Consider the following 26,383-nt stretch of genomic DNA (forward strand, 5'->3'; position numbering starts at 1 on the left):
GGCGGTGGCGCGGCGAGTTTTACGAACGATCGTGCCATGACGGCGGGCGCGCCACAATCGGCCATTCGGTCAATGGCACTTCGCGAAGTCCGCAATGATGATGGACGGGCGCGCTGCGGCGACCGGCGCGCCCGTCCGGAACAAAAGGGCCGCGAGTATACCGTCGGCGCGCCGCAACCCACCGCGAGCACGCGCAGGGGCGATGGCGCGCGCGCCCGCTGGTCGTTCGCCATTAAAATGCCGCCATGAGCAAATCCAGACACGTGTCCGAGACACCCGCGACCCAGCTGCTGCGTCGCCACGGCGTCGCATTCGGCGAGCATCCGTACGATTACGTCGAGCACGGCGGCACCGGCGAGTCGGCGCGCCAGCTCGGCGTCGACGAACACAGCGTCGTGAAGACGCTCGTGATGGAGGACGAGCATGCGAAGCCGCTGATCGTGCTGATGCACGGCGACCGCACGGTGTCGACCAAGAACCTCGCGCGGCAGATCGGCGCGAAGCGCGTCGAGCCGTGCAAGCCCGACGTCGCGAACCGCCATTCCGGCTATCTGGTGGGCGGCACGTCGCCGTTCGGCACGCGCAAGCCGATGCCCGTGTACGTCGAGTCGACCATCCTCGAATTGCCGACGATCTACCTGAACGGCGGCCGCCGCGGCTATCTCGTCAGCCTCGCGCCGGCGGTGCTCACGACGCTGCTCGGCGCGATGTCCGTGCAGTGCGCGAGCGTCGACTGAGGGTTTCACCTTCGTGGCAGGCCGTGCGCGTTCGGTAGAATGGGCGCCGTTTCGGCCGGTCGGCCCGCACGGCCGGCCGCCATGGCCTGCCGGCGGTTCGCCGCGACGGCACCTGCCGCAACCGGCCGGCATGCCGCGCCCGGCCGCCCCTTCACCGATACGTTGAAAGAAGAGTTCTCCGCATGCAGATCCTGCTCGCCGCACTTGTTGCCTACCTGATCGGTTCGGTGTCGTTCGCCGTCGTCGTCAGCGCCGCGATGGGCCTGGCCGATCCCCGTTCGTACGGGTCGAAGAATCCCGGCGCGACCAACGTGCTGCGCAGCGGCAACAAGAAGGCCGCGATCCTGACGCTCGTCGGCGACGCGTTCAAGGGCTGGCTCGCCGTCTGGCTCGCGCGGCACTTCGGGCTGCCCGACGTCGCCGTCGCGTGGGTCGCGATCGCCGTGTTCCTTGGCCACCTGTATCCGGTGTTCTTCCGCTTCCAGGGCGGCAAGGGCGTCGCGACCGCGGCCGGCGTGCTGCTCGCGGTGCACCCGGTGCTCGGGCTCGCGACCGCGCTGACCTGGCTGATCGTCGCGTTCTTCTTCCGCTATTCGTCGCTCGCGGCGCTGGTGGCGGCCGTGTTCGCACCGCTGTTCGACGTGTTCCTGTTCGGCACGAGCCACAACCCGGTCGCGTGGGCCGTGCTCGCGATGAGCGTGCTGCTCGTGTGGCGTCACCGCGGCAACATCTCGAAGCTGCTGGCGGGGCAGGAAAGCCGGATCGGCGACAAGAAGAAGGCCGCGGCCGACGGCGGCGCGCAGGACGGCGGGAAGCTCTGAGGAAGGGGTTGCTGCTGTCGCCGCCCGCCGGGGCATCCCGCATGCGGGGCCCGGCGGCGCGGAGTGACCGGTCGACGGCGTCGATCAGTCGCGGAAGTTGTTGAAGTCGAGCGGGGTGTCGGTCACGTCCTTGCGCAGCATCGCGATCACGCTCTGCAGGTCGTCGCGCTTCGTGCCGGTCACGCGTACCGCGTCGCCCTGGATGCTCGCCTGCACCTTGATCTTGCTGTCTTTCACGAGCCTGACGATCTTCTTCGCGAGGTCGCCCGTCACGCCTTTCTTCACGGTGACGATCTGCTTGACCTTGTCGCCGCCGATCTTCTCGACCTTGCCGTAGTCGAGGAAGCGCACGTCGACGTTGCGCTTCGCGAGCTTGTTGATCAGCACGTCCTTGACCTGACCGAGCTTGAAATCGTCGTCGGCGAACAGCGTCAGCTCGCGCTCCTTCTGCTCGACACGCGCGTCGGAGCCCTTGAAGTCGAAGCGCGTCGAAATTTCCTTGTTCGACTGCTCGATGGCGTTCTTCACTTCGATCATGTTCGCTTCGGAAACGACGTCGAACGATGGCATGGCATTCTCCCTTGAGATGCAAGCGCCCGGCTTGCGCGCGGGCACTCGCTATAATTGCGGACTGTTTGCCATTTTACCGATGCCCCTCCGTTTGCCCAAGGCCGGCCTTATGCCGCCCCGGCGGACGTGACCGCGAATGCCGATGCCACCTGACGATTCCGCCCTGTCGCTGCTCCCCGACCATCCGCTCGCCGCGCACAATACGTTCGGCATCGACGCGACCGCGCGCTTTGCCGCCCGCATCACGCATGCGGCGCAGTTCGCGGCGCTGCATCGCGATTCGCGCGTCGCGCACCTGCCGCAACTCGTGCTGGGCGGCGGCAGCAACGTCGTGTTCACGCGCGATTTCGACGGCGTCGTGCTGCTCGACGAGATCGCCGGGCGCCGCGTCGTGCGCGAGGACGACGACGCGTGGTACGTCGAGGCCGGCGGCGGCGAGACCTGGCACGCATTCGTCGCGTGGACGCTCGAGCACGGCATGCCGGGCCTCGAGAATCTGGCGCTGATTCCGGGCACCGTCGGCGCCGCGCCGATCCAGAACATCGGCGCGTACGGCCTCGAGATGAAGACGTATTTCGACTCGCTGGTCGCCGTCGAACTTGCGACGGGGCGCAGCGAGCGCTTCGATGCCGCGCGCTGCGCGTTCGGCTATCGCGACAGCTTCTTCAAGCGGGAAGGGCGCGGCCGCTTCGCGATCGTCGCTGTGACGTTCCGGCTGCCCAAGCGCTGGACGCCGCGGCTCGGCTACGCGGATGTCACGCGCGAGCTCGACGCGCGCGGCATCGCGCCCGGCGCGGCGACGCCGCGCGACGTGTTCGACGCGGTCGTCGCGATCCGCCGCGCAAAGCTGCCCGATCCGCTCGAGCTCGGCAACGCGGGCAGTTTCTTCAAGAATCCGGTGATCGACGCCGCGCGGTTCGATGCGCTGCGCGCGCGCGTGCCGGACGTCGTGTCGTATCCGCAGCCGGGCGGGCAGGTGAAACTCGCGGCCGGCTGGCTGATCGACCGCTGCGGCTGGAAAGGGCGCACGCTCGGCGCGGCGGCCGTGCACGACCGTCAGGCGCTCGTGCTGGTCAATCGCGGCGGCGCGACGGGCGCCGACGTGCTCGCACTGGCGCGGGCGATCCAGGACGACGTGCGCAAGCAGTTCGGCGTCGAGCTCGAACCCGAGCCGGTGTGCGTGTAACGCGGGCGTTCGACCCGCACCTTTCATGCGCTTTCGCCCGCGCAAACAAAAAAGCGCCGATCATCGATCGGCGCTTTTTTTCGCATGCCGCCGGATTCCGGTGGCGCGCGAGGGCTGCGTTCAGTGCTTGAGGCGGCCGAGCAGCAGGAACTCCATCAGCGCCTTCTGCACGTGCAGGCGGTTTTCCGCCTCGTCCCACACGACGCTCTGCGGGCCGTCGATCACGCCGGCCGTCACTTCCTCGCCGCGGTGCGCGGGCAGGCAGTGCATGAAGAGCGCGTCCGCGTTCGCGTGGCCCATCATTTCCTCGTCGACGCACCAGTCGGCAAACGCCTGCTTGCGCGCTTCGTTCTCGGCTTCGAAACCCATGCTCGTCCATACGTCGGTCGTCACGAGATCGGCACCCTTGCACGCTTCGTTCGGATCCTCGAACACTTCGTAGAACGGCGCGCTGTCCGGCGACACGAGCTTCATGTCGAGCGCATAGCCCGGCGGCGTCGACAGGCGCAGCTTGAAGCCGAGGATCTGCGCGGCTTCGATCCACGTGTACAGCATGTTGTTCGCATCACCGACCCACGCGACCGTCTTGCCGGCGATCGGGCCGCGGTGCTCGTAGTACGTGAAGATGTCGGCGAGCACCTGGCACGGGTGGTAATCGTTGGTCAGGCCGTTGATCACGGGCACGCGGGAGTTCTGCGCGAAGCGCGTGATCACATCCTGCTCGAACGTGCGGATCATGATGATGTCGACCATTCGCGAGATGACCTGCGCGGAATCCTCGACGGGCTCGCCGCGGCCGAGCTGCGTGTCGCGCGTGCTCATGAACACCGCGTGGCCGCCCAGCTGGAAGATACCGGCTTCGAACGACAGCCGCGTGCGCGTCGAGCTCTTCTCGAAGATCATCGCGAGCGTGCGGTCGTGCAGCGGATGATAGGTCTCGTAGTTCTTGAACTTGCGCTTCAGGATACCCGTGCGTTCGAGCACGTACTCGTAGTCTTCCAGCGAGAAATCCTTGAACTGCAGGTAGTGACGAATGGTTTTGGCGGTCATGAAACGAAATACGGCGGGTTGGAGCCGGCTGCGGAGCCGGACGCCGCCGCCGTCGGGTGTGGATAACTTCAAAGCAGCATAAAGGATTTTCTGTGCTTTGACGAGCCGCGGCACAAACCGGGGCGGCATCGTCGCGCACTCTGGAGAACGCCGGAACAAGGGCGGCGAGACGACGCGCGATGGCGCGCTGCGGTATAATCCAAAAGTTTTCTCCAGCCCGGCAGGCAAGGCTTTTCGCGCTCTGCCGGACACAAGCCATGCGCTGCACACATCCGGTGCGGCGCGCCGGCGGCACGCATCGACGGCCTGTTTTCGGGATATCGAAGCGCGTGTGTCGTCCACTCCAGCTTTGTGTTCGCGTATCCAGGCGCCGTCGCCTGGACATCGCCGGGCCGTCACTTGGGTAACCACATGGCTGAAACCCCTCCGACCGAATTCTTCATCCAGGGCATTACGAAAGACGGGAAAAAGTTTCGCCCGAGCGACTGGTCGGAGCGTCTGGCCGGCGTGATGGCCTGCTTCGGGCCCGGCGCGAGCGGGCCGAATGCGCGCCTGAAATATTCGCTGTACGTGCGCCCGACGATGCTCGGCGACCTGAAATGCGTGATCCTCGATTCCCGGCTGCGCGACATCGAGCCGATGGCGTTCGATTTCGTGCTGAATTTCGCGAAGGACAACAACCTCGTCGTCACCGAGGCGTGCGAGCTGCCGGACTACAACGAGAAGAAGTGAGATCGACGGGCGGGGGCGCATGCCGCGCCCGCGTCTGGTGGTCGTCCGGCGCGATGCGCGGACGACACGCAAAAAAGCCCGCCTAGGCGGGCTTTTTTGCGATCGCAGGAAACAGGAACGCCCGCCGAAGCGGGCGCGCCAGATTTACGCTGCTGCCTGCAGGCCCTTGACGGCCGCGGCGAGGCGGCTCTTGCTGCGAGCGGCCTTGTTCTTGTGAACGATCTTCTTGTCGGCGATCGTGTCGATCGTCTTCACGGCAGCCTTGAACAGCTCGGCAGCCTTTGCCTGGTCGCCGGCTTCAACAGCCTTGCGAACCGACTTGATCGCGGTACGGAATTTCGAGCGCAGCGCCGAGTTGTGCGAATTTGCCTTCGCGGCTTGGCGGGCGCGCTTGCGTGCTTGTGCGGAGTTAGCCATGACGGTTCCTTATCCTGTCCTGTTTCCAGAGCTTGGAGCCTGACGGCCAAGCGCTGCTTTTCGATCCGTCCCCTGAGAACGATTGCCCAGGGGCGCATAAAAAACGGTGAGTTTAACCGAGGCCGAGACATGAAAACGACAGGTGCCGTGCATGTAACAGGCTCAGAAACCGGCAATTATAGCAACAAAATCAAGCGCGTGGCAAGTTCAACGTAACGCCCGCCAGGCGAGGGCGCCGGCGACGCATGTCCTTTTCGGCATCCGTCCGTGCCGGGACACGCAACGTCCGTATAATAAGCGCCCCATGAATCTATTCCGAGCCCTGCTGACGGTCAGCGGCTTCACGCTGCTGTCGCGCGTGACCGGACTGGCCCGCGAGACGCTGATCGCCCGTGCGTTCGGCGCCAGTCAATACACCGACGCGTTCTACGTCGCCTTCCGTATTCCGAACCTGCTGCGCCGCCTGTCTGCCGAAGGCGCGTTCTCGCAGGCGTTCGTGCCGATCCTGGCCGAGTTCAAGAACCAGCAGGGGCACGATGCGACCAAGGCGCTCGTCGACGCGATGTCGACCGTCCTCGCGTGGGCGCTTGCCGTGCTGTCGGTCCTCGGGATCGCCGGCGCGTCATGGGTCGTGTTCGCGGTCGCCTCCGGCCTGCATACCGACGGGCAGGCATTCCCGCTCGCGGTCACGATGACGCGGATCATGTTCCCGTACATCGTGTTCATCTCACTGACCACGCTCGCGTCCGGCGTGCTCAACACCTACAAGAGCTTCTCGCTGCCCGCGTTCGCGCCGGTGCTGCTCAACGTCGCGTTCATCGCCGCGGCCGTGTTCGTCGCGCCCCATCTGAAGGTGCCGGTGTATGCGCTCGCGTGGGCCGTCATCGTGGGCGGCGTGCTGCAGTTCCTCGTGCAACTGCCGGGGCTGAAGAAGATCGACATGGTGCCGCTGATCGGCATCAACCCGCTGCGCGCGCTGCGACACCCGGGCGTGAAGCGCGTGCTCGCGAAGATGGTGCCCGCGACATTCGCGGTGTCGGTCGCGCAGCTGTCGCTGATCATCAACACCAACATCGCGTCGCGGCTCGGGCAGGGCGCGGTGTCGTGGATCAACTACGCCGATCGCCTGATGGAGTTCCCGACGGCGCTGCTCGGCGTCGCGCTCGGCACGATCCTGCTGCCGAGCCTGTCGAAGGCGCACGTCGACGCCGATGCGAACGAGTATTCGTCGCTGCTCGACTGGGGGCTGCGCGTCACGTTCCTGCTCGCGGCGCCGAGCGCGCTCGCGCTGTTCTTCTTCGCGACGCCGCTCACCGCGACGCTGTTCAACTACGGCAAGTTCGACGCGCATACCGTCACGATGGTCGCCCGCGCGCTCGCGACCTACGGGATCGGCCTCGTCGGCATCATCCTGATCAAGATCCTCGCGCCGGGCTTCTATGCGAAGCAGGACATCAAGACGCCGGTGAAGATCGCGATCGGCGTGCTGATCGTCACACAGCTGTCGAACTACGTGTTCGTGCCGCTGATCGGTCATGCGGGCCTCACACTGAGCATCGGCGTCGGCGCGTGCCTGAACTCGCTGCTGCTGTTCCTCGGGCTGCGCAAGCGCGGCATCTACCAGCCGTCGCCGGGCTGGCCGCGCTTCTTCGTGCAGCTCATTGGCGCGACGCTCGTACTCGCGGGCCTGATGCATTGGTGCGCGATCAGCTTCGACTGGACCGGCATGCGCGCGCAGCCGCTCGATCGCATTGCGCTGATGGCCGCGTGCCTCGTGCTGTTCGCTGCACTATATTTCGGTATGTTGTGGGTGATGGGCTTCAAATACGCTTACTTCAGAAGGCGCGCCAAGTGACGACCGCAATGACCCGCGTCCTCGACTACTTCAGCACGCTCGTGGCGGACGACGACAGCCTGCCCGTCACGGAGACCGCGCTGTCGCTCGCACAGGACGCCTATCCCGACCTCGACCTGCAGGGCACGCTGGCCGAACTCGACATGCTGGCCGCGCGGCTGCGCCGCCGGCTCGCCGACGATGCGAACCTGAAGGACCGCGTCGCCGCGCTCAACGAATTCTTCTTTCGCGAACTCGGCTTCGCCTGCAATCACAACGATTACTACGACCCCGATAACAGCCACCTGAACGCGGTGCTGAAGCGGCGGCGCGGGATTCCGATCTCGCTGTCGGTGCTGTATCTCGAGCTCGCCGAACAGATCGGCGTGCCGGCGCGCGGCGTGTCGTTTCCCGGCCATTTCCTGCTGCGCGTGACGCTGCCGGACGGCGACCTGATCATCGATCCGACCAATGGCCATTCGCTGTCCGAAGCCGAGATGGTCGAGATGCTCGAGCCGTACGTCGCGCGTGCGGCGGGCGCGGTCGACAGCGCGTTGCGCGCGTTGCTGCAGCCGGCCACGAGCCGCGAGATCATCGCGCGGATGCTGCGCAACCTGAAGACGATCTATCTGCAGACGGAACGCTGGCAGCGGCTGCTCGCGGTGCAGCAGCGGCTCGTGATCCTGCTGCCGGAGCACCTCGACGAGGTGCGCGACCGCGGCTTCGCGTATGCACGGCTCGACTACCTGCGCCCCGCGCTCGAGGATCTCGAGCAGTATCTCGGCGAGCGGCCCGATGCGGACGATGCAACCGTCGTCGAATCGCAGGTGACGGAATTGCGGCAGCGGATGCAGCGCGACGACGAGGACTGAGCCGCTGGCGCGGCGCCGGGCGCCTCGAACGAAAAACGCCCGCATAGCGGGCGTTTTTTGTTTGCAGTCGTTTGCACTTACTTCGGCTGCATCCGGATCGCGCCGTCGAGACGGATCACTTCGCCGTTGAGCATTGGGTTCTCGACGATCTGGCGCACCAGCATCGCGTATTCGTCCGGTTTGCCGAGCCGCGGCGGGAACGGGACCATCGCGCCGAGCGCGTCCTGCACGTCCTTCGGCATGCCGAGCAGCATCGGCGTCTCGAACAGCCCCGGCGCGATCGTCATCACGCGGATGCCTTGGCGCGCCAGGTCGCGTGCGATCGGCAGCGTCATGCCCGCGACGCCGGCCTTCGACGCCGCGTACGCGGCCTGGCCGATCTGGCCGTCGTAGGCGGCGACCGATGCGGTGCTGACGATCACGCCGCGCTCGCCGCCGTCGTTCGGCGTGGTCGCGGCCATCGCGGCGGCCGCGAGCCGGATCATGTTGAAGGTGCCGATCAGGTTCACGTTGATCGTCTTCGCGAACACGTCGAGCGGATGCGCGCCGTCCTTGCCGACGGTTTTCGCGGCGGGCGCGATGCCCGCGCAGTTCACGAGGCCGCGCAGCGTGCCCGCGCGCGTCGCGGCATCGACGGCCGCCTGCGCATCGGCCTCGCTCGACACGTCGCAGCGCACGAATGTGCCGCCCAGTTCGTTCGCGAGCGCCGTGCCGGCCGCCTCGTTCAGGTCGGCGAGCACGACCTTGCCGCCGGCCTGCGCGAGCATGCGGGCCGTTCCGGCGCCGAGGCCCGATGCGCCGCCCGTGATCAGAAAGACGTTGCCGCGAATCTCCATCACTGTCTCCTTGGTTGGGTCCGATGCCGGTCGGCACCTGCGTCCGATCGATTGTACGGGGCGCCGCCAGGCGGCGGAGAGACCGGCACGATCGTGCGAATCCCCGTCAGCCGAAGCGGATCAAGCAGACGAAAAAAAACCGCCCGGAAAGGGCGGCTTGCGGGTGCACGACGCGGTGCTTACTTCAGTGCGTCAAACGCACGCTCGCGGATTTCGTCGACGCTGCCGAGGCCCGAGATCTTGCGATATTGCGGGGCCTTCAGGCCGTTTTCCTCGCCGCGCTTCGCCCAGTCGCCGTAGTACGTGATCAGCGGCTTGGTCTGCGCTTCGTACACCTCGAGACGCTTCTTGACGGTTTCTTCCTTGTCGTCGTCGCGCTGGATCAGCGGTTCGCCCGTCACGTCGTCCTTGCCCTCGACCTTCGGCGGGTTGAACTTCACGTGGTACGTGCGGCCCGATGCCGGATGCGTGCGGCGGCCGCTCATGCGCTCGACGATTTCCGAGAACGGGACGTCGATTTCGAGCACGTAGTCGATCGCGACGCCGGCGTCCTTCATCGCGTCAGCCTGCGCGATCGTGCGCGGGAAGCCGTCGAACAGGTAGCCGTTCGCGCAGTCGGCGTCTTTCAGGCGCTCCTTCACGAGGCCGATGATCAGCGCGTCCGGCACGAGCTTGCCGGCGTCCATGTAGCCCTTCGCCTCGACGCCGAGCGGCGAGCCGGCCTTGACGGCCGCGCGCAGCATGTCGCCCGTCGAGATTTGCGGGATGCCGAACTTTTCCTTGATGAAGTTTGCCTGGGTGCCCTTTCCCGCGCCGGGCGCGCCCAACAGGATCAAACGCATGGTGATATCTCCAGTATGTAGATTCGTCTGGCGAGACGCAAAAGTGTCGGCGACAGCGTGCGCGGGGCTTGCCTGGCGCGCGGCGAACCGGTCTGATGCTGCGCGTCAGCGAAAAGCGACGCGCGGCTGCCGGGACGGGCCGTGGCGGGGTCAAGCAAGAACGCGCGGGTCGCGGACGGCTCGCACAATCGCCTGATTATGCCACGGGTTATTTTGAACCCGGACGAAAAAGGGCCTGCACGCGTGCGAGATCGGCCGGCGTGTCGATGCCGGCTTCGGGCGCGTGCTCGGTAATCAGCACGGCAATGCGCTCACCGTGCCACATCGCGCGCAGCTGTTCGAGCTGCTCCGCCTGCTCGACCGGCGCCTGCGCGAGCGACGGATAGGTGCGCAGGAAGCGCGTGCGATACGCGTAGAGGCCGATGTGGCGATGGACCGGAAAGGCCGGCGCAGGCATGGCTGCGACGTCGGGCCAGTGCGGCAGATAGGCGTCGCGGCTCCACGGAATCGGTGCGCGCGAGAAGTACATCGCGACGTTGCGCGCGTCGAGCGCGACCTTGACGATGTTCGGGTTGAACACGTCGGCCGCGTCGTGGATCGGGTGCGCGGCGGTCGCGATCGCGCAGTCCGGATGCGCGGCGAGGTGCGACGCTACGTCGCGCACGAGCACCGGGTCGATCAGCGGTTCGTCGCCCTGCACGTTGACGACGACGGTGTCGTCGCTCCATCCGAACGTCGCGGCGACTTCCGCGAGCCGGTCGGTGCCGGACGGATGGTCGGCGCGCGTCAGCACCGCTTCGAAACCGTGATCGCGTGCCGCGTCGAGCACGCTCTGCGCGTCGGACGCGATGAGCACCTGCTGCGCGCCCGCTTCGCGCGCGCGCTCGGCGACGCGGACGACCATCGGCTTGCCGCCGAGATCGGCGAGCGGCTTGTTCGGCAGGCGCGTCGACGCGAGCCGGGCAGGAATGACGGCGATGAAGGGCTGCTGATGAGTCATCGGGGCTGGGCGGTGAGAAGGGCTGGGGTGGGCGACGCGTCGAAAGCAGGCCGCCCGGCAGGGTTCGGCACGCGGCCGCGTGCCGGTGCCGCAGGGCGGCGTTCAGCTGCCGGCCGGGCCTGCGGGGTCGACCGGCGTGCCTTCGACGGTCTGGCGTGCTTCGTCGACGAGCATCACGGGGATGCCGTCGCGGATCGGGTAGGCGAGCTTGTCCGCGTTGCAGATCAGCTCCTGCGCGGCGCGGTCATAGTGGAGCGGGCCTTTGCAGATAGGGCACACAAGGATTTCAAGCAGGCGAGCGTCCACGGAGTTTCTCCACAACGAGGGCAATGAGGCGAGGATCGAGCGCGGCTTCGACGGGGACGACCCACAGCCGAGCGTCGCGCCAGGAAGCGCCCAATTTTACTGCATCCTTCTCGGTGATCAGGATGGCGTCGACTGCGTCGTCGACGAACGGATTGTCGGCGAACGCGTAATGGTCGGGCAGCGCGCGCGTCGCCGGCGCGAGGCCGGCCGCGCGCAGCGTCGCGAAGAAGCGTTCCGGCGCGCCGATGCCGGCCGCGGCGAGCACGCGCTCGTGCGCGAACTGCGACAGCGGGCGGCGCAGCGCCGGCTGGTCGAGGTGCCACGCGGCGCCCGGCGTCAGTGCGAGCGCATAAGTGTCGGGCCACGGCGGCAGCGCGCCGCTGTACGGATCGTTGACGAGCGTCGCGTCGCGGTGGCGCGACAGCGGCTCGCGCAGCGGGCCGGCCGGCAGCAGGAAACCGTTGCCGCCGAGCCGGTGGTCGAACACGACGAGTTCGACCGTGCGCGCGAGGCGGTAGTGCTGCAGACCGTCGTCGCTGACGATCACGTCGACGTCCGGGTGCGCGGCGCGCAGCGCCTGGGCGGCCGCGACGCGGTCGGGACACACCCACACGGGCGCATCGGTGCGGCGCGCGATCAGCAGCGGTTCGTCGCCGGCCGCGCTCGCGCGCGACGCGGGCGTGACCGCGGTGGGCGCCTTCACGTTCGCGCCGTAACCGCGCGACACGACGCCCGGCGTGAACCCGGCCGCGCGCAGCGCATCGACGAGCGCGATCACGGTCGGCGTCTTGCCGGTGCCGCCGACGGTCACGTTGCCGACCACGACGACGGGCACGCCGACGTCGACCGGTTGTTTCCAGCCCTGTGCGTAGGCGGTACGGCGCAGCGCCGCGCACAGGCCGAACACGCACGCGAACGGCGTGAGCACCCAGGCGAGTGCGCCGCGTCGCTGCCATTCGCGCGTGAGGCGCGCTTCGAGCCGCGCGAGCGGGCCGCCGGGCGCGCTCATCGGGCCGGGCGCGGCGTGTCGTGCGCCGCGGCGTGGGACGGATTCGTCAAGACGGATTCTCCGTTGCGCGGCGCATGCCGCAAGGTCTTCGGAAGGCGGCACTCTAGCGCGCCGCACGCGGGCGCGGCAAGCGCGGCCGGGCGACGCACCCGACGGGGCCGGATCGGGGCGGACTGTGGATAAGTCTGTGAAGAACTCCCCGCCTGTTCGCGCCAAACGCCCGCCGGGCGGACATCGAATCGGTCCAGAATGAGTTCGTAAGGTTTAAAAATATATAAAAATCAAGGTGTTGCAAGCAATTGTCTGGATTTTTCCGCGGTTTTCCAGCGTTTTTGGCGGACGATTGCCAGAGTGTGGACACATTTCGCGCATCGCGGCGCGCGCGGTCGGCGCTGGACGTCGGGCGCGTGTCGGACTATCGTGTCGCCGCCAGCATTCATTCGATCGCCCATGCTTTCCGACTCTCCTTTTTCCGTTCCCGGCGCCACCCGCGGCGGCGACGAAGTGATTCCCGTTTCGGCGCTCAATCGCGCGATTTCGACGATGCTCGAGCGCTCGTTTCCGCTGCTGTGGATTTCGGGCGAAGTTTCGAATTTCACGCGCGCCGCGAGCGGCCACTGGTATTTCTCGATCAAGGACCAGCAGGCGCAGATGCGCTGCGTGATGTTTCGCGGTCGCGCGCAGTATGCGGAGTTCACGCCGCGCGAAGGCGACCGGATCGAGGTGCGCGCGGTCGTCACAATGTATGAGCCGCGCGGCGAAGTGCAGCTCAATGTCGAGGCCGTGCGGCGCACCGGGCAAGGGCGCCTGTACGAGGCGTTCCTGCGGCTGAAGGCGCAGCTCGAGGCCGAAGGCTTGTTCGCACCCGAGCGCAAGCGGCCGCTGCCGGCGCACCCGCGCGCGATCGGCATCGTCACGTCGCTGCAGGCCGCCGCGCTGCGTGACGTGCTGACCACGCTCGCGCGCCGCGCGCCGCACATCCCGGTGATCGTCTATCCGGCGCCCGTGCAGGGCGCGGGCTCGGCCGAGAAGCTCGTCGCGGCCGTGCAGGCCGCCAACGCGCGGCGTGAGGTCGACGTGCTGCTGGTGTGTCGCGGCGGCGGGTCGATCGAGGATCTGTGGTCGTTTAACGATGAAGCGCTCGCGCGCGCGATCGCCGCGAGCGAACTGCCGGTCGTCAGCGGCGTCGGCCACGAAACCGATTTCACGATCGCGGACTTCGCGGCCGACCTGCGCGCGCCGACGCCGACCGGCGCGGCCGAGCTCGCAAGTCCGCAGCGCGCGTTGTTGTTGCGCGAGGTCGCCGACCGGCAGCGCGCGCTCGCGCGCAGCCTGGAGCGCGGGCTCGAGCAGCGCGCGCAGCAGCTCGACTGGCTCGCACGCCGGCTCGTCAGCCCGGCCGAACGGCTGCAGCGGCAGCGCACCCACGTCGAGCAACTGGCGGTGCGGCTCGCGTCGGCGGCGTCGCGGCCGGTGCGCGACGCGCGTGCGCGTTTCGCGCTCGCGCAACTGCGCTGGCAGCGCGCGCGGCCCGATCCGACGCAGGCGCGCCATGCGCTCGCAGGACTGTCGCAGCGTCTCACCGTGGCGTTGCAGCGCCGTCACGAGCGCGACACCGCGCGGGTCTCGGCCTGCGCGGCGCGGCTCGAGGTGCTGAGCCCGCAGCGCACGCTCGAGCGCGGCTACGCGGCGCTGATCGACGCGCAGACCGGCCGTGCGGTGCGTGCGCCGAGCGCGCTGAAGCCGCAGCGCCGCCTGACCGTGCATCTCGCCGAAGGCTCGGCCGACGTGTCGCTTGCCGACGTGCAGCCGCGGCTGACCGATTCGATCTGACGAGGGCGGCGTACGCGAAACGGAGGTCGCGCGCCCGGCGTCCCGGATCGACCGGTTGCGCCGCGCGCGGGAACGGATGCTGCGCATCGTCGTCTCGTCGTGCCGGATGAAGCGCCAACGCCGATTTTCTGCATACCGCGGATAAATGCCCGTGAGTTTGCGGGGATATTCGGACTCGCCTACAATCGGACGCTCGGCAGCATCCAACACAGCCTCCCTACATACTCAACGAAGGAATCGCCATGGCTCATACGCTCCCGCCGCTCCCGTACGCTGAAGACGCACTCGCGCCGACCATCTCGAAAGAGACGATCGAGTACCACTACGGCAAGCATCACCAGGCTTATGTGACGAACCTGAACAATCTGATCCCCGGCACGGAATTCGAAAACCTGTCGCTGGAAGAGATCGTGAAGAAGTCGTCGGGCGGCATCTTCAACAACGCCGCGCAAATCTGGAACCACACGTTCTTCTGGAACAGCCTGTCGCCGAACGGCGGCGGCGCACCGTCGGGCGCGCTGGGCGACGCGATCAACGCGAAGTGGGGTTCGTACGACGCGTTCAAGGAAGCGTTCTCGAAGGCAGCGGTCGGCACGTTCGGTTCGGGCTGGGCATGGCTCGTGAAGAAGGCCGACGGTTCGCTCGACATCGTGTCGACGAGCAACGCCGCAACGCCGCTGACGACGGCCGACAAGGCGCTGCTGACGATCGACGTGTGGGAACACGCGTACTACATCGACTACCGCAACGCACGTCCGAAGTTCGTCGAAGCGTTCTGGAACATCGTGAACTGGGACTTCGCAGCGAAGAACTTCGCGTAAGTCCACGTGTCCTGCGCGCCTATGCGGCGCGCGGCACCCAAAAAAAGCCCTCGTGACGAGGGCTTTTTTGTTTTTGTCGGACGTGAATCGACACCCGACATTCGCCGGCTCAGGCGATCATCCCCGCCAACCACCCGAGCGCCGCGCTTGCGATCACGACCGCCCACGGCGGCACGCGCCAGAACACGAGCGCGACGAACGCGACGAGTGCGGCCGCGAAATCGCGTGGCGACGCGATCGTCTCGCTCCATACCGGGTGATAGAGCGCGGCGAGCAGCAGCCCGACGACGGCCGCGTTCACGCCCGCAAGCGCGGCCTGCATGCGCGTGCTGCGGCGCAGGCGTTCCCAGAACGGCGCGGTGCCGGCCACGAGCAGGAACGACGGCGCGAAGATCGACACGAGCGCGATCGTCCCGCCGAGCCAGCCGTTCGGCGCATCGCGCAGCGACGCACCGAGGAAGGCCGAGAATGTGAAGAGCGGCCCCGGCACGGCCTGCGCGACACCGTAGCCGGCCAGGAACGCCGAATCGCCGACCCAGCTCGGCGCGACGACGGCGGCCTGCAGCAGCGGCAGCACCACGTGCCCGCCGCCGAACACCAGCGCGCCGGTGCGAAAGAACGCGTCGACGACGGCGAGCGTGTTCGAATGGAACGCGCGGGCCGCGAACGGCAACACGACGATCAGCGCGGCGAACAGCGCGAGCCACAGCACGCCCGCGCGGTGCGACACATGCAGCGGCAACGGATCGTGCGCGCCGCGCTCGGGCTGCGGCAACAGCACGAGACCGGCGATACCCGCCGCGACGATCACGGCAACCTGCAGCCACGCGGCCGGCACGAGCAGCGCGATGGAGGCCGCGATCGCCATCAGCGTGACGCGGCGCGCATCCGGGCACAGCGTGCGCGCCATGCCCCACACCGCCTGCGCGATCACCGCGACCGACACGATGCGCAGCCCGTGCAGCGCGCCGGCGGCGACCGGCATGCCCGTCGCGCGCACGCCGAGCGCGAACAGCATCATCAGCAGCGCCGACGGCAGCGTGAAGCCGAGCCACGCGGCGAACATCCCTGCATAGCCCGCGCGCGACAGTCCGATCGCCATCCCGACCTGGCTGCTCGCCGGCCCCGGCAGGAACTGGCACAGCCCGACGAGATCCGCATAGGCGCGCTCGGTCAGCCAGCCGCGCCGCGTGACGAACGTATCGCGGAAGTAGCCGAGATGCGCGACGGGGCCGCCGAACGACGTGAGGCCGAGCCGCAGGAACGCGACGAACACGGGCCAGGCATGGCGGGAGGGGGCGGTGACGGTCGACGTGTTCAAGCGCGGATCGGGGAGGGTGAGCGAGCCGCCACGATAGCGCAATGCCATGACGGCGGGAATGCGAGGTTGCGGCGCTTGCGGTATTGCTGCGCTTGCGCGGCGGTGTCAGTCCGTGCTGCCGGGCAGTCCGCTCGCGCGGCGCAGCGCGTCGACGTCGACGAGTTCGATCTCGCCGACGTGCAGCCGCACGACGCCGTCGGCCTGCAGCGCCTTCAGCAGCTGGTTGGTGGTCTGCCGCGTCAGCGACAGCATCGCCGCAAGCTTTTCCTGCGACAGCCGGATGTGCGTGCGCCCGGCGCTGATCCCGCCGTAGCCGTCGGCAATCATCAGCAGCCGCGCGGCGAGCCGCTGCGCGGCCGGCATCACGCTCATCGATTCGACGGTCAGGAAGCTCAGCCGAAGCTTTTGCGCCATCAGCAGCGCGAACTGCCGCCAGTACTGGGGCGTCGTGTCGAGAATCGCGAGCAGCGCGGCCTGCGGGACGTGCAGCAGCAGCGTGTCGTCGAGCGCGATCGCATCGTGGGTGCGCGGCTGGCCGTCGAACAACGCGATTTCGCCGAACCACGTGACGGGTTCGGCGACCATCAGCAGCGCTTCCTTGCCCTGCGGATCCACCGCGCCTATGGTGAGGGAGCCGGCCAGCACCGCATACAGCCCGCATGGCGGGTCGCCGCGGCGGAACAGCGCGTGGCCGGCCGGCAGGCGCCGCACCGCGGCGCGGGCGAGCAGATCTTCGCGCAACGCGGGTGGCAGCGCGGCGAACCACGGGTGCGCTTCGATCTGCGGCAGGTAGGGGGCGAGCGACGAGGGCATGGGCACGCGATGTCGGGTAGCTGACAGAGGTTCTCGGGCGTGACGCGCATCATAGCGCTCAATGATCGTTCAGGAGACACCATGAAGACCCTCGAGGACCACCTTTCCCAGTATGCGGCCTACCATCGCGACGCGCGCAACATCGCGACGCACCTGGTCGGTATTCCGATGATCGTGTTCGCGGTCGAGGTGCTGCTGTCGCGGCCGGCGCTCGGCACGCTGGCCGGCGTCGCGCTATCGCCCGCGCTGTTGCTCGCCGTGGCGTCCGTGGTGTTCTACCTGCGCCTCGACCTGCGCTTCGGCGTGGTGATGACCGCGCTGTTCGCGCTCGGCCTGTGGGCCGCGCAGACGCTCGCGTTGCTGCCCACCGCGCAGTGGCTCGGGATCGGCATCGGCGCGTTCGTGGTCGGCTGGATCGTGCAGTTCGTCGGGCACTGGTTCGAGGGGCGCAAGCCCGCGTTCGTCGACGACCTGGTCGGCCTGATCGTCGGGCCGCTGTTCGTCGTCGCCGAAGTCGCGTTCTTCGCGGGCCTGCGCGGCGACGTGCGCCGCGAAGTCGAGCGGCGCTCGGGGCCTGTCCACGGCGGCGCGCATTCGCATGTCTGACCCGTCGGCCGCGCCCGTCTGCGTGTTCGGCGCGGGCGTGGTCGGCTGCTATCTCGGCGGCCGGCTCGCGGCGGCCGGTACGCCGGTGGCGCTCGTCGGCCGAGCCCGAATTGGCGACGCGATTCGGGCGAACGGGCTGACCTTGACCGACTCGCGCGGCTATCGCGCGACGCTCGAGCCGGCCGAGGTCGCGTTCTCGACCGATCCGGCCGCCGCGGCCACCGCGCGGCTGGTACTCGTCACGGTGAAGTCGGCCGCGACGCATGACGCCGCGGCGCAGCTCTCCGACGTGCTGCGGCCCGGCACGGTCGTCGTCAGTTTCCAGAATGGCCTCTCCAACGCCGACGTGTTGCGCGATGCGCTGCCGCAGGCGACCGTGCTGGCCGGCATGGTGCCGTTCAACGTGATCGAGCGCGGGCCCGGCGCGTTTCACCAGGGTTCGACCGGCGCGCTCGCGGCCGATGCGTCGCCCGCGCTGCGGCCGTTCACCGGCGCGTTCGCGCGTGCCGGGCTGCCGCTCGCGCTGCACCGCGACATGCGCGCCGTGCAATGGGCGAAGCTGCTGCTGAACCTGAACAACGCGGTCAATGCGCTCGCGAACCTGCCGCTGCGCGACGAACTCTCGCAACGCGCATACCGGCGCTGCGTTGCGCTGGCGCAGCGCGAAGCGCTGCACGTGTTGTCCCGCGCCGCGATCCGGCCCGCGCGGCTCACGCCGTTGCCGGCCGCATGGATTCCCGCGGTGCTGGAACTCCCCGATCCCGCGTTTCGCGCGCTGGGCGGCCGGATGCTCGCGATTGATCCGCTCGCGCGTTCGTCGATGTCCGACGATCTCGCCGCGCGCCAGGCGACCGAAGTCGAATGGATCAACGGCGAGATCGTCCGGCTGGCCGCGCGCTTCGGCGCGCCGGCGCCGGTCAACGCGCGGCTCTGCGCACTCGTTCACGACGCGGAAACGGCGGCATCGCGGCCGGCCTGGCGTGGCGACGCGCTGTGGGCCGAACTGACTGCCGAGGTGACCCGCGCGGGCGGCATGCGAGCGGCGTAGGGCCGCGCGCCTCGCGCCATACCACGCGCGATCCGCAACGGCTAAGATGCGGGATGCGTCGCACGATCAGACGCGTACGCGGAGCAATCGCCATGGTGGATCGCCCGACTCTCGACGCCTACGAAGCCCATGCCGCGCAATACGCGCAGGACTGGCTCGACCAGGCCGCCCCCGACGACATGTATGCGCTGCTCGAGCAGCATTTCTCGCCCGGGCCGACGGCTGATGTCGGCTGCGGCGCGGGGCGCGACACCGCCTGGCTCGCTTCGCAAGGATTCGACGTGCGCGGCTACGACGCGAGCGCCGCGCTGCTCGCCGAGGCGCGCTTGCGCCACCCGTCGCTGACGTTCGAGCTGGCCACGCTGCCGGCGCTCGCCGGCGTGCCGTCCGGCGCGTTCCGGAACGTACTGTGCGAGACGGTCGTGATGCACCTCGACCAGGCCGATGCGGCCGCGGCGGCCGCACGGCTCGCCGCGCTGCTGATGCCCGGCGGCACGCTGTACCTGAGCTGGCGGGTGGCCGGCAACGGTGGGTTGCGCGACGAGCGCGGCCGCTTGTACACGCCGCTCGATTCTGCGCGCATGCGTGCGGCACTCGGCGCCGGCATGCAGGTGATCGACGAGCATGAAGTCGTCAGCGCGTCGTCCGGCAAGCGCGTGCATCGTCTGATCGCGCGCCGGGCCGACGATGTCAACGGCGCCGCATGAGCGCGGCGCGCATCTTCATTCGCGATTGAGCGCCGCTTCCCAGTTGATGTCGACGCACAGCACCTGCATGCCAGTCGCGACCGGCGCGGCGATCGATGCGGTCACGCACAGGTGCGCCTCGTTGATCGACAGGTACGGCGGCGTCAGATGCACGCGGCCCGGCGCGCGCATCGCGTGGCTGAAGTAGGGGCGGCGCTCCCAGCTCGCGCCTTCCGAATGCAGCAGCGGCCGGAAGCGTTTCGCCCGCTGCGATACGCTGCCGCGCGCGAGCACGTTGTCGCCGATCTGGCGGCCCGATGCATCGAGCAGGAAGCAGCGCGCGGTTTCCGGCAACCCGAGCACGGCGCCGGCGGCGTCGATCAGCGGCTCGCCGGCGGCGAGCTTCTGGCTCGCTTCCTCCAGCGCGGCGACATACGGCGCGAGGCGTTCGGCCTGCGTGCGCTCGCGTTGGGCGACGCGCAGCCGCAACGCGGCCGACAGCGTGTCCATGCAGCCGGCGGCGGCCTGCGGTTGGACGGGATCGACGCTCGGCCCCGCGAAGTACTGCCCTTGCACGAAATCGACGTCGCATTCGAGCGCGATCAGCGCGTCGCGCTCGGTCGCGAGCCCGCCCATCAGCACGAGCTGGCCGGATTCGTGCAGCAGCGACACGAGCCCCGGCAGCACGCGTTCGAGATGCGAGTGCTCGCTCGCCTGCGCGAGGATGCCGCGATCGAGCGTGACGATGTCGGGGTGCAGGTGCCACACGCGGTCGATGTTCGAATGCTTCGCGCCGAAGCCGCCGAGCGCGATCAGGAAGCCGGCCTTGCGCAACCCGTCGACGATCGCCGCATAGCGCGGCGTCTCGCCGCCCGCCTGTTCGGGCACCTCGAGCACCACGCGATGCGGCGGCAGGCCGAGCGCCTTCAGGTTCGCGAGCAGCGCGTCCCCGTAGACGGTGTCCATCAGCGCGGCCGGATGCAGGCTCAGGAAGAGCCATTCGTCGTGACTGTCGAACGCGTGGAAGTTGCCGAGGTGCAGCGATTCGGCGAGCCGGCCGAGCTCGAGCAGGTCGCCGCGCCGCGCCGCCTGCGTGAATACCTCGTGCGACGCGACCTGGCGGCTTTCCTCGTCGTGCGCGCGCAGCGACGCGTGATAGCCGATCGCGCGGCGGTGCGACACCGAGAAAACAGGCTGGAACACGCTGAACACGGTGTACGCGCCGTACAGCACGGTGCGCCGCTTTCCGTCGTCACCGGCGACGGGGCGGGGCGGCTGGAAGCCGGGGGGATCGATGTCGATCATGCTCATGATGTCGGCCGAAGGAAGACTGCCAGTTTACCTACAGAATAGGCGAGCAAGAAGCATGCACGGCGTCGTGCCCCGTGCGGCGGCCCACCGCGGGAGCCGGCTGCCGCGCGGTGCAGCACGGCCGCACCGACATGGTGCGCGCCGCGCCGTCGTGGCGATCGCGGCGATCTCGACGGCGTGCGCCGGGCGTCACGCGCGTTGCGCCGGGTGTCACGCGCGTTCGGACGGGTCGGTCTTCTGCGCGCGGCCGCGGATTTCGGGTGCGAGCTGCGCGAAGATCCACGCCGACGCGGCCGTGATGATCCCGACGCAGATGAAGGTTGCATGGAACGCGGGCAGCGTATTGCTCGGCGTCACCGTGCGCAGCATCCCGGTGAAGGTTGCCAGCAGCGCACCGGCGACCGTGACGCCGAGGCTCATCGACAGCATCTGCACGAGCGAGAACAGGCTGTTGCCGCTGCTTGCGCCGCCGGTGCCGAGATCCTTCAGCGTCAGCGTGTTCATCGCGGTGAACTGCATCGAGTTGAAGCCGCCGAACAGCGCAAGGTGCACGACCTTCACCCATACGGGCACCGTGTCGCGCATCAGCGCGAAGCTCGCCATCATCACGCCGACCATGATCGTGTTCGCGAGCAGCACCTTGCGGTAGCCGTGCCGCGTGATCAGGTGCGTGATGATCCGCTTCGAGAACATCCCTGCCGCCGCGACCGGCAGCATCATCAGCCCGGCCTCGAACGCCGAATAGCCGAGGCTCACCTGCAGCAGCAGCGGGATCAGGTACGGCATCGCGCCGCTGCCGATGCGCGCGAACAGGTTGCCGAGCAGGCCGACGCTGAACGTATGAATCTTGAACAGTTCGAGCGAGAAGATCGGCTGTGGCGCGCGCACCGCGTACAGTCCGTACGCGACGAAGCACGCGAGGCTCAGGATCAGCAGCACCAGCACGGCCGCGTGCTGCATGCCGAGATCGGCGAGCCCGTCGAGCGACAGCGAGATCGCGACCATCCCGATCGTGAGCAGCAGATAGCCCTTCAGGTCGAAGCGGCCGACGGCCGGGTTGCGCGAGTCGGGCATCGAGTAGAAGGTCGCGACGCAGCCGGCGACGCCGACCGGCACGTTGATCAGGAAGATCCAGTGCCACGACGCGATCTTCACGAGCCAGCCGCCGAGCGTCGGCCCGATCAGCGGACCGATCAGCCCGGGAATCGCGACGAACGACAGCGCGGACAGGTAGCGTTCGGCCGGGAACGTGCGCAGCACGGCGAGCCGCCCGACCGGCAGCAGCATCGCGCCGCCCACCCCCTGCACGACGCGGAACACGACGAGCTGCTGCAGCGTATGCGCATTCGCGCACAGCAGCGAGCCGAGCGAGAACACCAGGATCGCGCTGAAGAACACGCGCCGCGTGCCGAACGTGTCCGCGAGCCAGCCGGAAACGGGGATCATCACCGCCATCGTCAGCGAGTAAGCGATCACGACCGACTGCATCCGTAGCGGCGATTCGCCGAGACTCACGGCCATCGACGGCAGCGCCGTATTGACGATCGTTGCATCGAGCGTCTGCATGAAGAAGCCCGTCGCGACGAGCCACAGCATCACGGTGAGGTTCTTTTCGCCGGGAGCGGCGGCGGGAGGGCGTTGGAACATGGGGGCGGACCGGGGGCGCGGGACAGCCGCCATTGTAGGCAAAGCCACCGGAACACGCAGAATGGGGCCGGGCGTGCCAGCCGTCCGGACCCGATACCGGGCGGACGCCCGTCCGCCGGCGGACCGGTACAGTTCAGCCGAAAGTGTCTGCAGGCGTATCTGTCCGTGTGTTGCCGCTGTCCGGAATACTGGTGTCATCGAACCCACGCGACCCGGAGGCCGCCATGCGCGAACTGCGACTCTACGAGATGGACGGCAACGAGCCGGCCGCGCGGTGGCGGATCGTCGATCGCACCGCGCTGCAGGTCGCGGACGGCGACCTGTGGGTGACGGTCGAGGGCCGACCCGACGATCACTGGCTGCGCGCCGGCGAGTCGCTGGCGCTGCTGCCCGGCATGCGCGTATGGATCAGCGCGGCGGCGGGCGGTGCGGTGTTCGCGTTCGGCCCGCAGGCGGCGCCGGCCGTGCACGCCACGCCGATCGCGTGGCGACGGTTTGCCGCATGGCGCGCCGGCCGCGCTCAGGCCGTCGCATCGCTGCCGACGTAGCGTGCGCGGGGCCGGATCAGCTTGCCGTCCGCATACTGTTCGAGCGCATGCGCGATCCAGCCCGCGGTGCGGCCGGCCGCGAACAGCGTGAACGCGGCGCCGTCGGGCAGCGCCAACGTGCGCTCCAGCACCGCGAGCGCGAAATCGATCGACGGGCGCAGGCCGGTCGCCGCTTCCACGCGCGCGGCGAGCGCGCGAGCCACCTGTAGCGGGGCCCGGTCGGGCAGCGTCGCGTGCAGTGCGTCGAGCAACGCGCGTGCACGCGGATCGCCGTCGGGATAGAGCGGGTGCGCGAAGCCGGACAGCACCGTGCGTGCGCCGTCCGCGCGTTCGTCGTGCGCGACGCGCAGCGCGAGATAGCGATCGAGGTCGGCGGCACGCGCCGCTTCATCGAGCAGGGCGCCCGCACGGAACGTCTCGCCGCCGTGGCGCGGGCCCGACAGCGCGGCGAGCCCGCCCGCGATCGCGCCGAACAGGTGGGTGCCGGTCGATGCGATGCAGCGCACCGCAAAGGTCGACGGATTCAGCTCGTGATCGGCGCACAGCACGAGCGCGCGGCGCAGCAGGTCGGCTTCGTCGCGCCGCCGGATGCGCCACGCGGCGGCGAGCTGCCGATGCACGGGCGCGTCATTCGGCGTGCTGCCGGCCAGCGCGGCCGCCGTCACGCGCAGCAGCAGCGTGGCCGCGTCGAACTGCGCGTCGCGCCCCTGCGCCCACAGGCGCGGCAGCGACGCGGCCGCGGCGGGGAGCAGCACCAGCGTGCGCTCGAGCGGCGCCAGATGCGCCCAGCGGCGAGCCCAGTCGTCCCACTGCGCGGCGTCGAAACCGGTCGACGCCAGCGATGCGGCGGCGAGCCGCGCGGGCGGACAATCCCACAACCGTGCGGCCGCTTCCTCGAGCGTCGCGTCGTTCGCGAGCGCGATCGCATCGGCGCCGCAGTAGTGCAGGCGGCCGTCGGCGATCTGCGTGATCCGCGATTCGAGCACGGGCACGCCCCAGTCGAGCGAGCGTTCGGCGACGCCGCCCGCGCGTTTTGCATCGGCGCGACGGCGCGCGAGCAGGCGCACCTCGTCCGCGTCGTAGCGGCGGCGCTTGCTCGCGCCGTCGGGCAGCGAGCGCAGCAGGCCGCGGCTCACATATGCATAAAGGGTGCTCACGCTGACACCGAGAATGCCGGCGGCTTCCGGCGCGCTGAGGGACGTCATGCGGATCGCTCCTGTCGGGGCGCATGAAACGCAGCCCGGCTACAACTAATCGTTATGCATTGATTCGCGCAATCAAGATTGATCGCACCCGTCGCGAATTCTAGACTCGATTCAGTCTCCTCAACGGCGCGCTTTCACCATGACCCCCGAACTCGCATTGACCCGTTTGTGGCAACTCGCGCACGGCGCGCCTGACGCGCTGGTCCGCGCGGCCGTGACGGGGCAGGACCCGACGCTGCCGTCGACGTTCCACGTCGGCACGCTGGCCGCGGCGACGATCGCGGCAGCCGGCCTCGCCGCGGCCGAATGTCACTGGCTGCGCACGGGTGTCGCGCAGCGCGTCGACGTGTCGATGCGCGACGCGCTCGTCGCGTTCCGCAGCGAACGCTACCTGCGCGTGGACGATGGCCCACCGCCGGAGCCGCGTCATCCGGTGACGGGCTTCTACGACACGCGCGACGGACGCTGGATCCAGCTGCATGCGAACTTTCCGCATCACCTGCACGGGATTCTCGACGTGCTCGGCTGCGGCCCGCGGCGCGACGACGTTGCCGCGGCGATCCGCACATGGGACGGCACGGCGCTCGATACCGCGCTGGCCGAGGCCGGCCTGTGCGCGGCATTGATCAGAACCCCTGACGAATGGGCTTCGCACGACCAGGCGCGCGCGCTCGCGTCGCTGCCGCTGTTCGAGATCGAGCGGATCGGCGATGCACCCGTCGAGGCGATCGGTCGCGGCGAGCCCGACCAGCCGCTCGCGGGCGTGCGCGTGCTCGATCTCACGCGCATCATCGCGGGGCCGGTCGCGGGCCGCACGCTCGCGTCGCACGGCGCGCAAACGCTGCTCGTCAACGGCCCGCATCTGCCGAACATCGCGTCGCTCGTGATCGACAACGGGCGCGGCAAGCGCTCGACGTGGATCGACCTGCGCGAGGCGGCGGGCGTCGCCGCGTTGCGCGATCTCGCACGCCACGCCGACGTATTCCTGCAGGCCTATCGCCCGGGCGCGCTCGCGGCGCGCGGGTTTTCGCCGCAGGCGCTCGCGGAACTGCGGCCCGGCATCGTCTGCGTGTCGGTATCCGCGTACGGGCACGCGGGGCCATGGTCGATGCGGCGCGGCTTCGACAGCCTCGTGCAGTCGGCGAGCGGCATCGCATGGAGCGAGCAGCACGCCGCGCACGCGGACGGCCCGCGCCATCTGCCGTGCCAGGCGCTCGATCATGCGACAGGTTATCTGGCGGCGTTCGGCGCGATGATCGCGCTCGCGCGCCGGGCGACGGAAGGGGGAAGCTGGCACGTGCGGTTGTCGCTCGCGCAGACGGGGCGCTGGCTGCAATCGTTCGGCGTGGTGCCGGACGGTCTGCACGCACCGGAGTTCACGCCTGACGACGTGCGCGACCGGATCGACCGGAGCGCGTCGCCGTTCGGCACGATCGATGCGGTGCGTCCGGCCGAACACCTGTCGGCGACGCCGCCGCGCTTCGCTCGGCCCCCCGTCCCGCTCGGCACCGACGACGCGCGCTGGCTGTGAGCGCCGGCGGCGCCGTGCCCGTTACTTGCGCAGCTCGACGACGAAGTCGTAGTAGTCGTTGCGGCAGTAGGTATCGGTGAGCTCGATCGCGCGCTGGTCGGCCGTATAGCCGATCCGCGTGATCAGCAGCAGCGCGTCGTGCGGCGCGATGCCCATCTGTTGCGCGATCTCATCGGTCGCATTGACGGCGCGGAAATGCTGCAGCGCGCGCACGATCGGCGTGCCGCGCGCTTCGAGATAGCTGTACAGCGAACCGCCGATCGCCTGCGGATCGGGAATCAGCGTGGCGGGGAACGTCGAGTTCTCGACGGCCATCACGATGCCGTCGGCGAGGCGCAGGCGCTTCAGCCGCGTGACCGATGCGGCGGGGGACAGGCCGAGCTGAATCACTTCGTCGCGGTTCGCCGGCTGGATTTCGCGCTCGAGCCATTGCGAGCTCGGCTTGAAGCCGCGGCGCTCGAGCATCTCGCTGAAGCTCGACAGCCGCGACAGCGGATCCTCGTAGCGCGGCTGGATGAAATTGCCGGCGCCCTGCGTGCGGCGGATCAGGCCCTGCTCGACGAGCAGCGCGATCGCCTTGCGCGCGGTGATGCGCGACACGCCGAGCGCTTCGGACAGCACGCGCTCGGACGGTAGCGCCTCGCCGGCCGCCCAGCGATTGTCGTGGATCGCGTCGCCGAGCTTGCGGGCGAGCTGCAGATAGAGCGGCGTGTCGTGGTCGGGGTCGGGGCGCAGGTCCTGCCAGCGGTCGTCCGTGGGTGACTTCATGGAATGGGTATCGATCAGGTTGCCGGCCATTCT

Annotated in this window: 27 protein-coding genes; 13 read left to right on the plus strand and 14 right to left on the minus strand. The window is 68.8% G+C overall.

Annotation, left to right across the window (positions count from 1 at the left end; all coding sequences use genetic code 11):
• Window positions 1-245: 245 nt before the first annotated feature.
• The gene (gene ybaK / locus ACVK00_RS14750; protein WP_284897515.1) at window positions 246-737 is read left to right on the plus strand and encodes a Cys-tRNA(Pro) deacylase; all 492 of its coding nucleotides are present in this window, start codon (window positions 246-248) and stop codon (window positions 735-737) included.
• Between the two features lie 182 nt (window positions 738-919).
• Window positions 920-1,558 carry a glycerol-3-phosphate 1-O-acyltransferase PlsY gene (gene plsY / locus ACVK00_RS14755; protein ID WP_175723344.1) on the plus strand — a complete coding sequence of 213 codons (639 nt, stop codon included), beginning with the start codon at window positions 920-922 and terminating at the stop codon, window positions 1,556-1,558.
• Between the two features lie 84 nt (window positions 1,559-1,642).
• Here the strand turns inward: plsY and ACVK00_RS14760 are convergent, their stop codons facing one another.
• Entirely contained in the window at window positions 1,643-2,128 is a 486-nt protein-coding gene (locus tag ACVK00_RS14760) for a YajQ family cyclic di-GMP-binding protein (protein ID WP_012364548.1), read from the minus strand.
• A 136-nt stretch (window positions 2,129-2,264) separates the two neighbouring features.
• Between ACVK00_RS14760 and murB the strand changes: the two genes are divergently transcribed.
• Complete coding sequence (gene murB / locus ACVK00_RS14765) at window positions 2,265-3,314, plus strand: UDP-N-acetylmuramate dehydrogenase (protein ID WP_354122854.1); 1,050 nt, start codon at window positions 2,265-2,267, stop codon at window positions 3,312-3,314.
• 120 nt (window positions 3,315-3,434) lie between these two features.
• Here the strand turns inward: murB and argF are convergent, their stop codons facing one another.
• Window positions 3,435-4,364, minus strand: coding sequence for an ornithine carbamoyltransferase (gene argF, locus ACVK00_RS14770; protein WP_166721457.1), 930 nt, complete (start codon window positions 4,362-4,364; stop codon window positions 3,435-3,437).
• Between the two features lie 411 nt (window positions 4,365-4,775).
• Here argF and ACVK00_RS14775 point away from each other — a divergent pair, with 411 nt between their 5' ends.
• Window positions 4,776-5,096: a DUF3579 domain-containing protein gene (locus tag ACVK00_RS14775; RefSeq protein ID WP_006762342.1), complete on the plus strand. Its 321-nt coding sequence runs from the start codon at window positions 4,776-4,778 to the stop codon at window positions 5,094-5,096.
• A 144-nt stretch (window positions 5,097-5,240) separates the two neighbouring features.
• On the opposite strand, the gene rpsT is transcribed toward ACVK00_RS14775, so the two are convergent.
• Window positions 5,241-5,513, minus strand: a complete 273-nt coding sequence (rpsT, locus tag ACVK00_RS14780; protein ID WP_006482211.1) for a 30S ribosomal protein S20 — start codon at window positions 5,511-5,513, stop codon at window positions 5,241-5,243.
• Between the two features lie 304 nt (window positions 5,514-5,817).
• On the opposite strand from rpsT, the gene murJ reads away from it, so the two are divergent.
• Together murJ and ACVK00_RS14790 are read left to right on the plus strand one after the other, a co-directional pair.
• On the plus strand, window positions 5,818-7,368 hold the full coding sequence (gene murJ, locus ACVK00_RS14785; RefSeq protein WP_228905391.1) for a murein biosynthesis integral membrane protein MurJ: 1,551 nt from the start codon (window positions 5,818-5,820) through the stop codon (window positions 7,366-7,368).
• Between the two features lie 8 nt (window positions 7,369-7,376).
• Window positions 7,377-8,219: a SirB1 family protein gene (locus ACVK00_RS14790; RefSeq protein ID WP_006750939.1), complete on the plus strand. Its 843-nt coding sequence runs from the start codon at window positions 7,377-7,379 to the stop codon at window positions 8,217-8,219.
• A 77-nt stretch (window positions 8,220-8,296) separates the two neighbouring features.
• Here ACVK00_RS14790 and ACVK00_RS14795 read toward each other — a convergent pair whose 3' ends face one another.
• The 5 genes from ACVK00_RS14795 to lpxK form a co-directional block, all read right to left on the minus strand.
• A complete protein-coding gene (locus ACVK00_RS14795) occupies window positions 8,297-9,055 on the minus strand; it encodes an SDR family NAD(P)-dependent oxidoreductase (protein ID WP_284897431.1) in 759 nt (252 codons plus the stop codon).
• Window positions 9,056-9,234: 179 nt separating this feature from the next.
• On the minus strand, window positions 9,235-9,897 hold the full coding sequence (adk, locus tag ACVK00_RS14800) for an adenylate kinase (RefSeq protein ID WP_228905388.1): 663 nt from the start codon (window positions 9,895-9,897) through the stop codon (window positions 9,235-9,237).
• A 208-nt stretch (window positions 9,898-10,105) separates the two neighbouring features.
• Window positions 10,106-10,897 carry a 3-deoxy-manno-octulosonate cytidylyltransferase gene (gene kdsB, locus ACVK00_RS14805; protein ID WP_284897429.1) on the minus strand — a complete coding sequence of 264 codons (792 nt, stop codon included), beginning with the start codon at window positions 10,895-10,897 and terminating at the stop codon, window positions 10,106-10,108.
• A 102-nt stretch (window positions 10,898-10,999) separates the two neighbouring features.
• Entirely contained in the window at window positions 11,000-11,203 is a 204-nt protein-coding gene (locus ACVK00_RS14810) for a Trm112 family protein (RefSeq protein WP_006750935.1), read from the minus strand.
• Entirely contained in the window at window positions 11,184-12,212 is a 1,029-nt protein-coding gene (gene lpxK, locus ACVK00_RS14815) for a tetraacyldisaccharide 4'-kinase (RefSeq protein WP_284897410.1), read from the minus strand. Before lpxK ends, ACVK00_RS14810 begins: the two co-directional genes overlap by 20 nt.
• 450 nt (window positions 12,213-12,662) lie before the next feature.
• On the opposite strand from lpxK, the gene xseA reads away from it, so the two are divergent.
• Entirely contained in the window at window positions 12,663-14,045 is a 1,383-nt protein-coding gene (xseA, locus tag ACVK00_RS14820; protein ID WP_228905381.1) for an exodeoxyribonuclease VII large subunit, read from the plus strand.
• Window positions 14,046-14,287: 242 nt separating this feature from the next.
• On the plus strand, window positions 14,288-14,866 hold the full coding sequence (sodB, locus tag ACVK00_RS14825) for a superoxide dismutase [Fe] (RefSeq protein WP_014896247.1): 579 nt from the start codon (window positions 14,288-14,290) through the stop codon (window positions 14,864-14,866).
• Between the two features lie 109 nt (window positions 14,867-14,975).
• Here sodB and chrA read toward each other — a convergent pair whose 3' ends face one another.
• Both chrA and ACVK00_RS14835 read right to left on the minus strand, forming a co-directional pair.
• A complete protein-coding gene (gene chrA, locus ACVK00_RS14830) occupies window positions 14,976-16,187 on the minus strand; it encodes a chromate efflux transporter (protein WP_284897775.1) in 1,212 nt (403 codons plus the stop codon).
• A 105-nt stretch (window positions 16,188-16,292) separates the two neighbouring features.
• Window positions 16,293-17,000, minus strand: coding sequence for a Crp/Fnr family transcriptional regulator (locus ACVK00_RS14835; protein WP_284897404.1), 708 nt, complete (start codon window positions 16,998-17,000; stop codon window positions 16,293-16,295).
• An 81-nt stretch (window positions 17,001-17,081) separates the two neighbouring features.
• Between ACVK00_RS14835 and ACVK00_RS14840 the strand changes: the two genes are divergently transcribed.
• The 3 genes from ACVK00_RS14840 (at window position 17,082) to ACVK00_RS14850 (ending at window position 19,361) form a co-directional block, all read left to right on the plus strand.
• Window positions 17,082-17,606: an Mpo1 family 2-hydroxy fatty acid dioxygenase gene (locus ACVK00_RS14840; protein WP_228905375.1), complete on the plus strand. Its 525-nt coding sequence runs from the start codon at window positions 17,082-17,084 to the stop codon at window positions 17,604-17,606.
• Window positions 17,599-18,654: a 2-dehydropantoate 2-reductase gene (locus ACVK00_RS14845; protein ID WP_284897402.1), complete on the plus strand. Its 1,056-nt coding sequence runs from the start codon at window positions 17,599-17,601 to the stop codon at window positions 18,652-18,654. Before ACVK00_RS14840 ends, ACVK00_RS14845 begins: the two co-directional genes overlap by 8 nt.
• Before the next feature lie 92 nt (window positions 18,655-18,746).
• Window positions 18,747-19,361: a class I SAM-dependent methyltransferase gene (locus ACVK00_RS14850; protein ID WP_284897399.1), complete on the plus strand. Its 615-nt coding sequence runs from the start codon at window positions 18,747-18,749 to the stop codon at window positions 19,359-19,361.
• Window positions 19,362-19,376: 15 nt separating this feature from the next.
• On the opposite strand, the gene ACVK00_RS14855 is transcribed toward ACVK00_RS14850, so the two are convergent.
• Window positions 19,377-20,651, minus strand: a complete 1,275-nt coding sequence (locus ACVK00_RS14855; RefSeq protein WP_012364534.1) for an EAL domain-containing protein — start codon at window positions 20,649-20,651, stop codon at window positions 19,377-19,379.
• Between the two features lie 210 nt (window positions 20,652-20,861).
• Window positions 20,862-22,298, minus strand: a complete 1,437-nt coding sequence (gene mdtD, locus ACVK00_RS14860; RefSeq protein WP_284897395.1) for a multidrug transporter subunit MdtD — start codon at window positions 22,296-22,298, stop codon at window positions 20,862-20,864.
• 224 nt (window positions 22,299-22,522) lie between these two features.
• Between mdtD and ACVK00_RS14865 the strand changes: the two genes are divergently transcribed.
• Window positions 22,523-22,846 (plus strand): DUF2917 domain-containing protein, encoded by a 324-nt coding sequence (locus tag ACVK00_RS14865; RefSeq protein ID WP_006755900.1) that lies wholly within the window; start codon window positions 22,523-22,525, stop codon window positions 22,844-22,846.
• Here ACVK00_RS14865 and ACVK00_RS14870 read toward each other — a convergent pair.
• Complete coding sequence (locus ACVK00_RS14870; RefSeq protein WP_284897393.1) at window positions 22,819-24,051, minus strand: citrate/2-methylcitrate synthase; 1,233 nt, start codon at window positions 24,049-24,051, stop codon at window positions 22,819-22,821. The genes ACVK00_RS14865 and ACVK00_RS14870 overlap by 28 nt on opposite strands.
• Window positions 24,052-24,190: 139 nt before the next feature.
• On the opposite strand from ACVK00_RS14870, the gene ACVK00_RS14875 reads away from it, so the two are divergent.
• The gene (locus ACVK00_RS14875) at window positions 24,191-25,582 is read left to right on the plus strand and encodes a CoA transferase (protein ID WP_284897391.1); all 1,392 of its coding nucleotides are present in this window, start codon (window positions 24,191-24,193) and stop codon (window positions 25,580-25,582) included.
• Window positions 25,583-25,603: 21 nt separating this feature from the next.
• Here the strand turns inward: ACVK00_RS14875 and ACVK00_RS14880 are convergent, their stop codons facing one another.
• Window positions 25,604-26,350, minus strand: a complete 747-nt coding sequence (locus tag ACVK00_RS14880; protein ID WP_166726619.1) for a GntR family transcriptional regulator — start codon at window positions 26,348-26,350, stop codon at window positions 25,604-25,606.
• Between the last annotated feature and the right edge of the window lie 33 nt (window positions 26,351-26,383).

This window comes from Burkholderia sp. PvR073 (assembly GCF_054055695.1).

Bases quoted from the DNA above. Each gene is read 5' to 3' on its own strand.
- lpxK (WP_284897410.1), bottom strand. From the start codon at position 12,212: ATGAGCGCGCCCGGCGGCCCGCTCGCGCGGCTCGAAGCGCGCCTCACG.
- ACVK00_RS14880 (WP_166726619.1), bottom strand. From the start codon at position 26,350: ATGAAGTCACCCACGGACGACCGCTGGCAGGACCTGCGCCCCGACCCC.
- ACVK00_RS14845 (WP_284897402.1), top strand. From the start codon at position 17,599: ATGTCTGACCCGTCGGCCGCGCCCGTCTGCGTGTTCGGCGCGGGCGTG.
- ACVK00_RS14790 (WP_006750939.1), top strand. From the start codon at position 7,377: ATGACCCGCGTCCTCGACTACTTCAGCACGCTCGTGGCGGACGACGAC.
- sodB (WP_014896247.1), top strand. From the start codon at position 14,288: ATGGCTCATACGCTCCCGCCGCTCCCGTACGCTGAAGACGCACTCGCG.
- ACVK00_RS14855 (WP_012364534.1), bottom strand. From the start codon at position 20,651: ATGAGCATGATCGACATCGATCCCCCCGGCTTCCAGCCGCCCCGCCCC.
- ACVK00_RS14840 (WP_228905375.1), top strand. From the start codon at position 17,082: ATGAAGACCCTCGAGGACCACCTTTCCCAGTATGCGGCCTACCATCGC.
- ACVK00_RS14850 (WP_284897399.1), top strand. From the start codon at position 18,747: ATGGTGGATCGCCCGACTCTCGACGCCTACGAAGCCCATGCCGCGCAA.
- ACVK00_RS14760 (WP_012364548.1), bottom strand. From the start codon at position 2,128: ATGCCATCGTTCGACGTCGTTTCCGAAGCGAACATGATCGAAGTGAAG.
- ACVK00_RS14775 (WP_006762342.1), top strand. From the start codon at position 4,776: ATGGCTGAAACCCCTCCGACCGAATTCTTCATCCAGGGCATTACGAAA.
- murJ (WP_228905391.1), top strand. From the start codon at position 5,818: ATGAATCTATTCCGAGCCCTGCTGACGGTCAGCGGCTTCACGCTGCTG.
- mdtD (WP_284897395.1), bottom strand. From the start codon at position 22,298: ATGTTCCAACGCCCTCCCGCCGCCGCTCCCGGCGAAAAGAACCTCACC.
- ACVK00_RS14795 (WP_284897431.1), bottom strand. From the start codon at position 9,055: ATGGAGATTCGCGGCAACGTCTTTCTGATCACGGGCGGCGCATCGGGC.
- plsY (WP_175723344.1), top strand. From the start codon at position 920: ATGCAGATCCTGCTCGCCGCACTTGTTGCCTACCTGATCGGTTCGGTG.
- argF (WP_166721457.1), bottom strand. From the start codon at position 4,364: ATGACCGCCAAAACCATTCGTCACTACCTGCAGTTCAAGGATTTCTCG.
- ACVK00_RS14875 (WP_284897391.1), top strand. From the start codon at position 24,191: ATGACCCCCGAACTCGCATTGACCCGTTTGTGGCAACTCGCGCACGGC.
- murB (WP_354122854.1), top strand. From the start codon at position 2,265: ATGCCGATGCCACCTGACGATTCCGCCCTGTCGCTGCTCCCCGACCAT.
- ACVK00_RS14870 (WP_284897393.1), bottom strand. From the start codon at position 24,051: ATGACGTCCCTCAGCGCGCCGGAAGCCGCCGGCATTCTCGGTGTCAGC.
- xseA (WP_228905381.1), top strand. From the start codon at position 12,663: ATGCTTTCCGACTCTCCTTTTTCCGTTCCCGGCGCCACCCGCGGCGGC.
- rpsT (WP_006482211.1), bottom strand. From the start codon at position 5,513: ATGGCTAACTCCGCACAAGCACGCAAGCGCGCCCGCCAAGCCGCGAAG.
- ACVK00_RS14865 (WP_006755900.1), top strand. From the start codon at position 22,523: ATGCGCGAACTGCGACTCTACGAGATGGACGGCAACGAGCCGGCCGCG.
- adk (WP_228905388.1), bottom strand. From the start codon at position 9,897: ATGCGTTTGATCCTGTTGGGCGCGCCCGGCGCGGGAAAGGGCACCCAG.
- ybaK (WP_284897515.1), top strand. From the start codon at position 246: ATGAGCAAATCCAGACACGTGTCCGAGACACCCGCGACCCAGCTGCTG.
- kdsB (WP_284897429.1), bottom strand. From the start codon at position 10,897: ATGACTCATCAGCAGCCCTTCATCGCCGTCATTCCTGCCCGGCTCGCG.
- ACVK00_RS14835 (WP_284897404.1), bottom strand. From the start codon at position 17,000: ATGCCCTCGTCGCTCGCCCCCTACCTGCCGCAGATCGAAGCGCACCCG.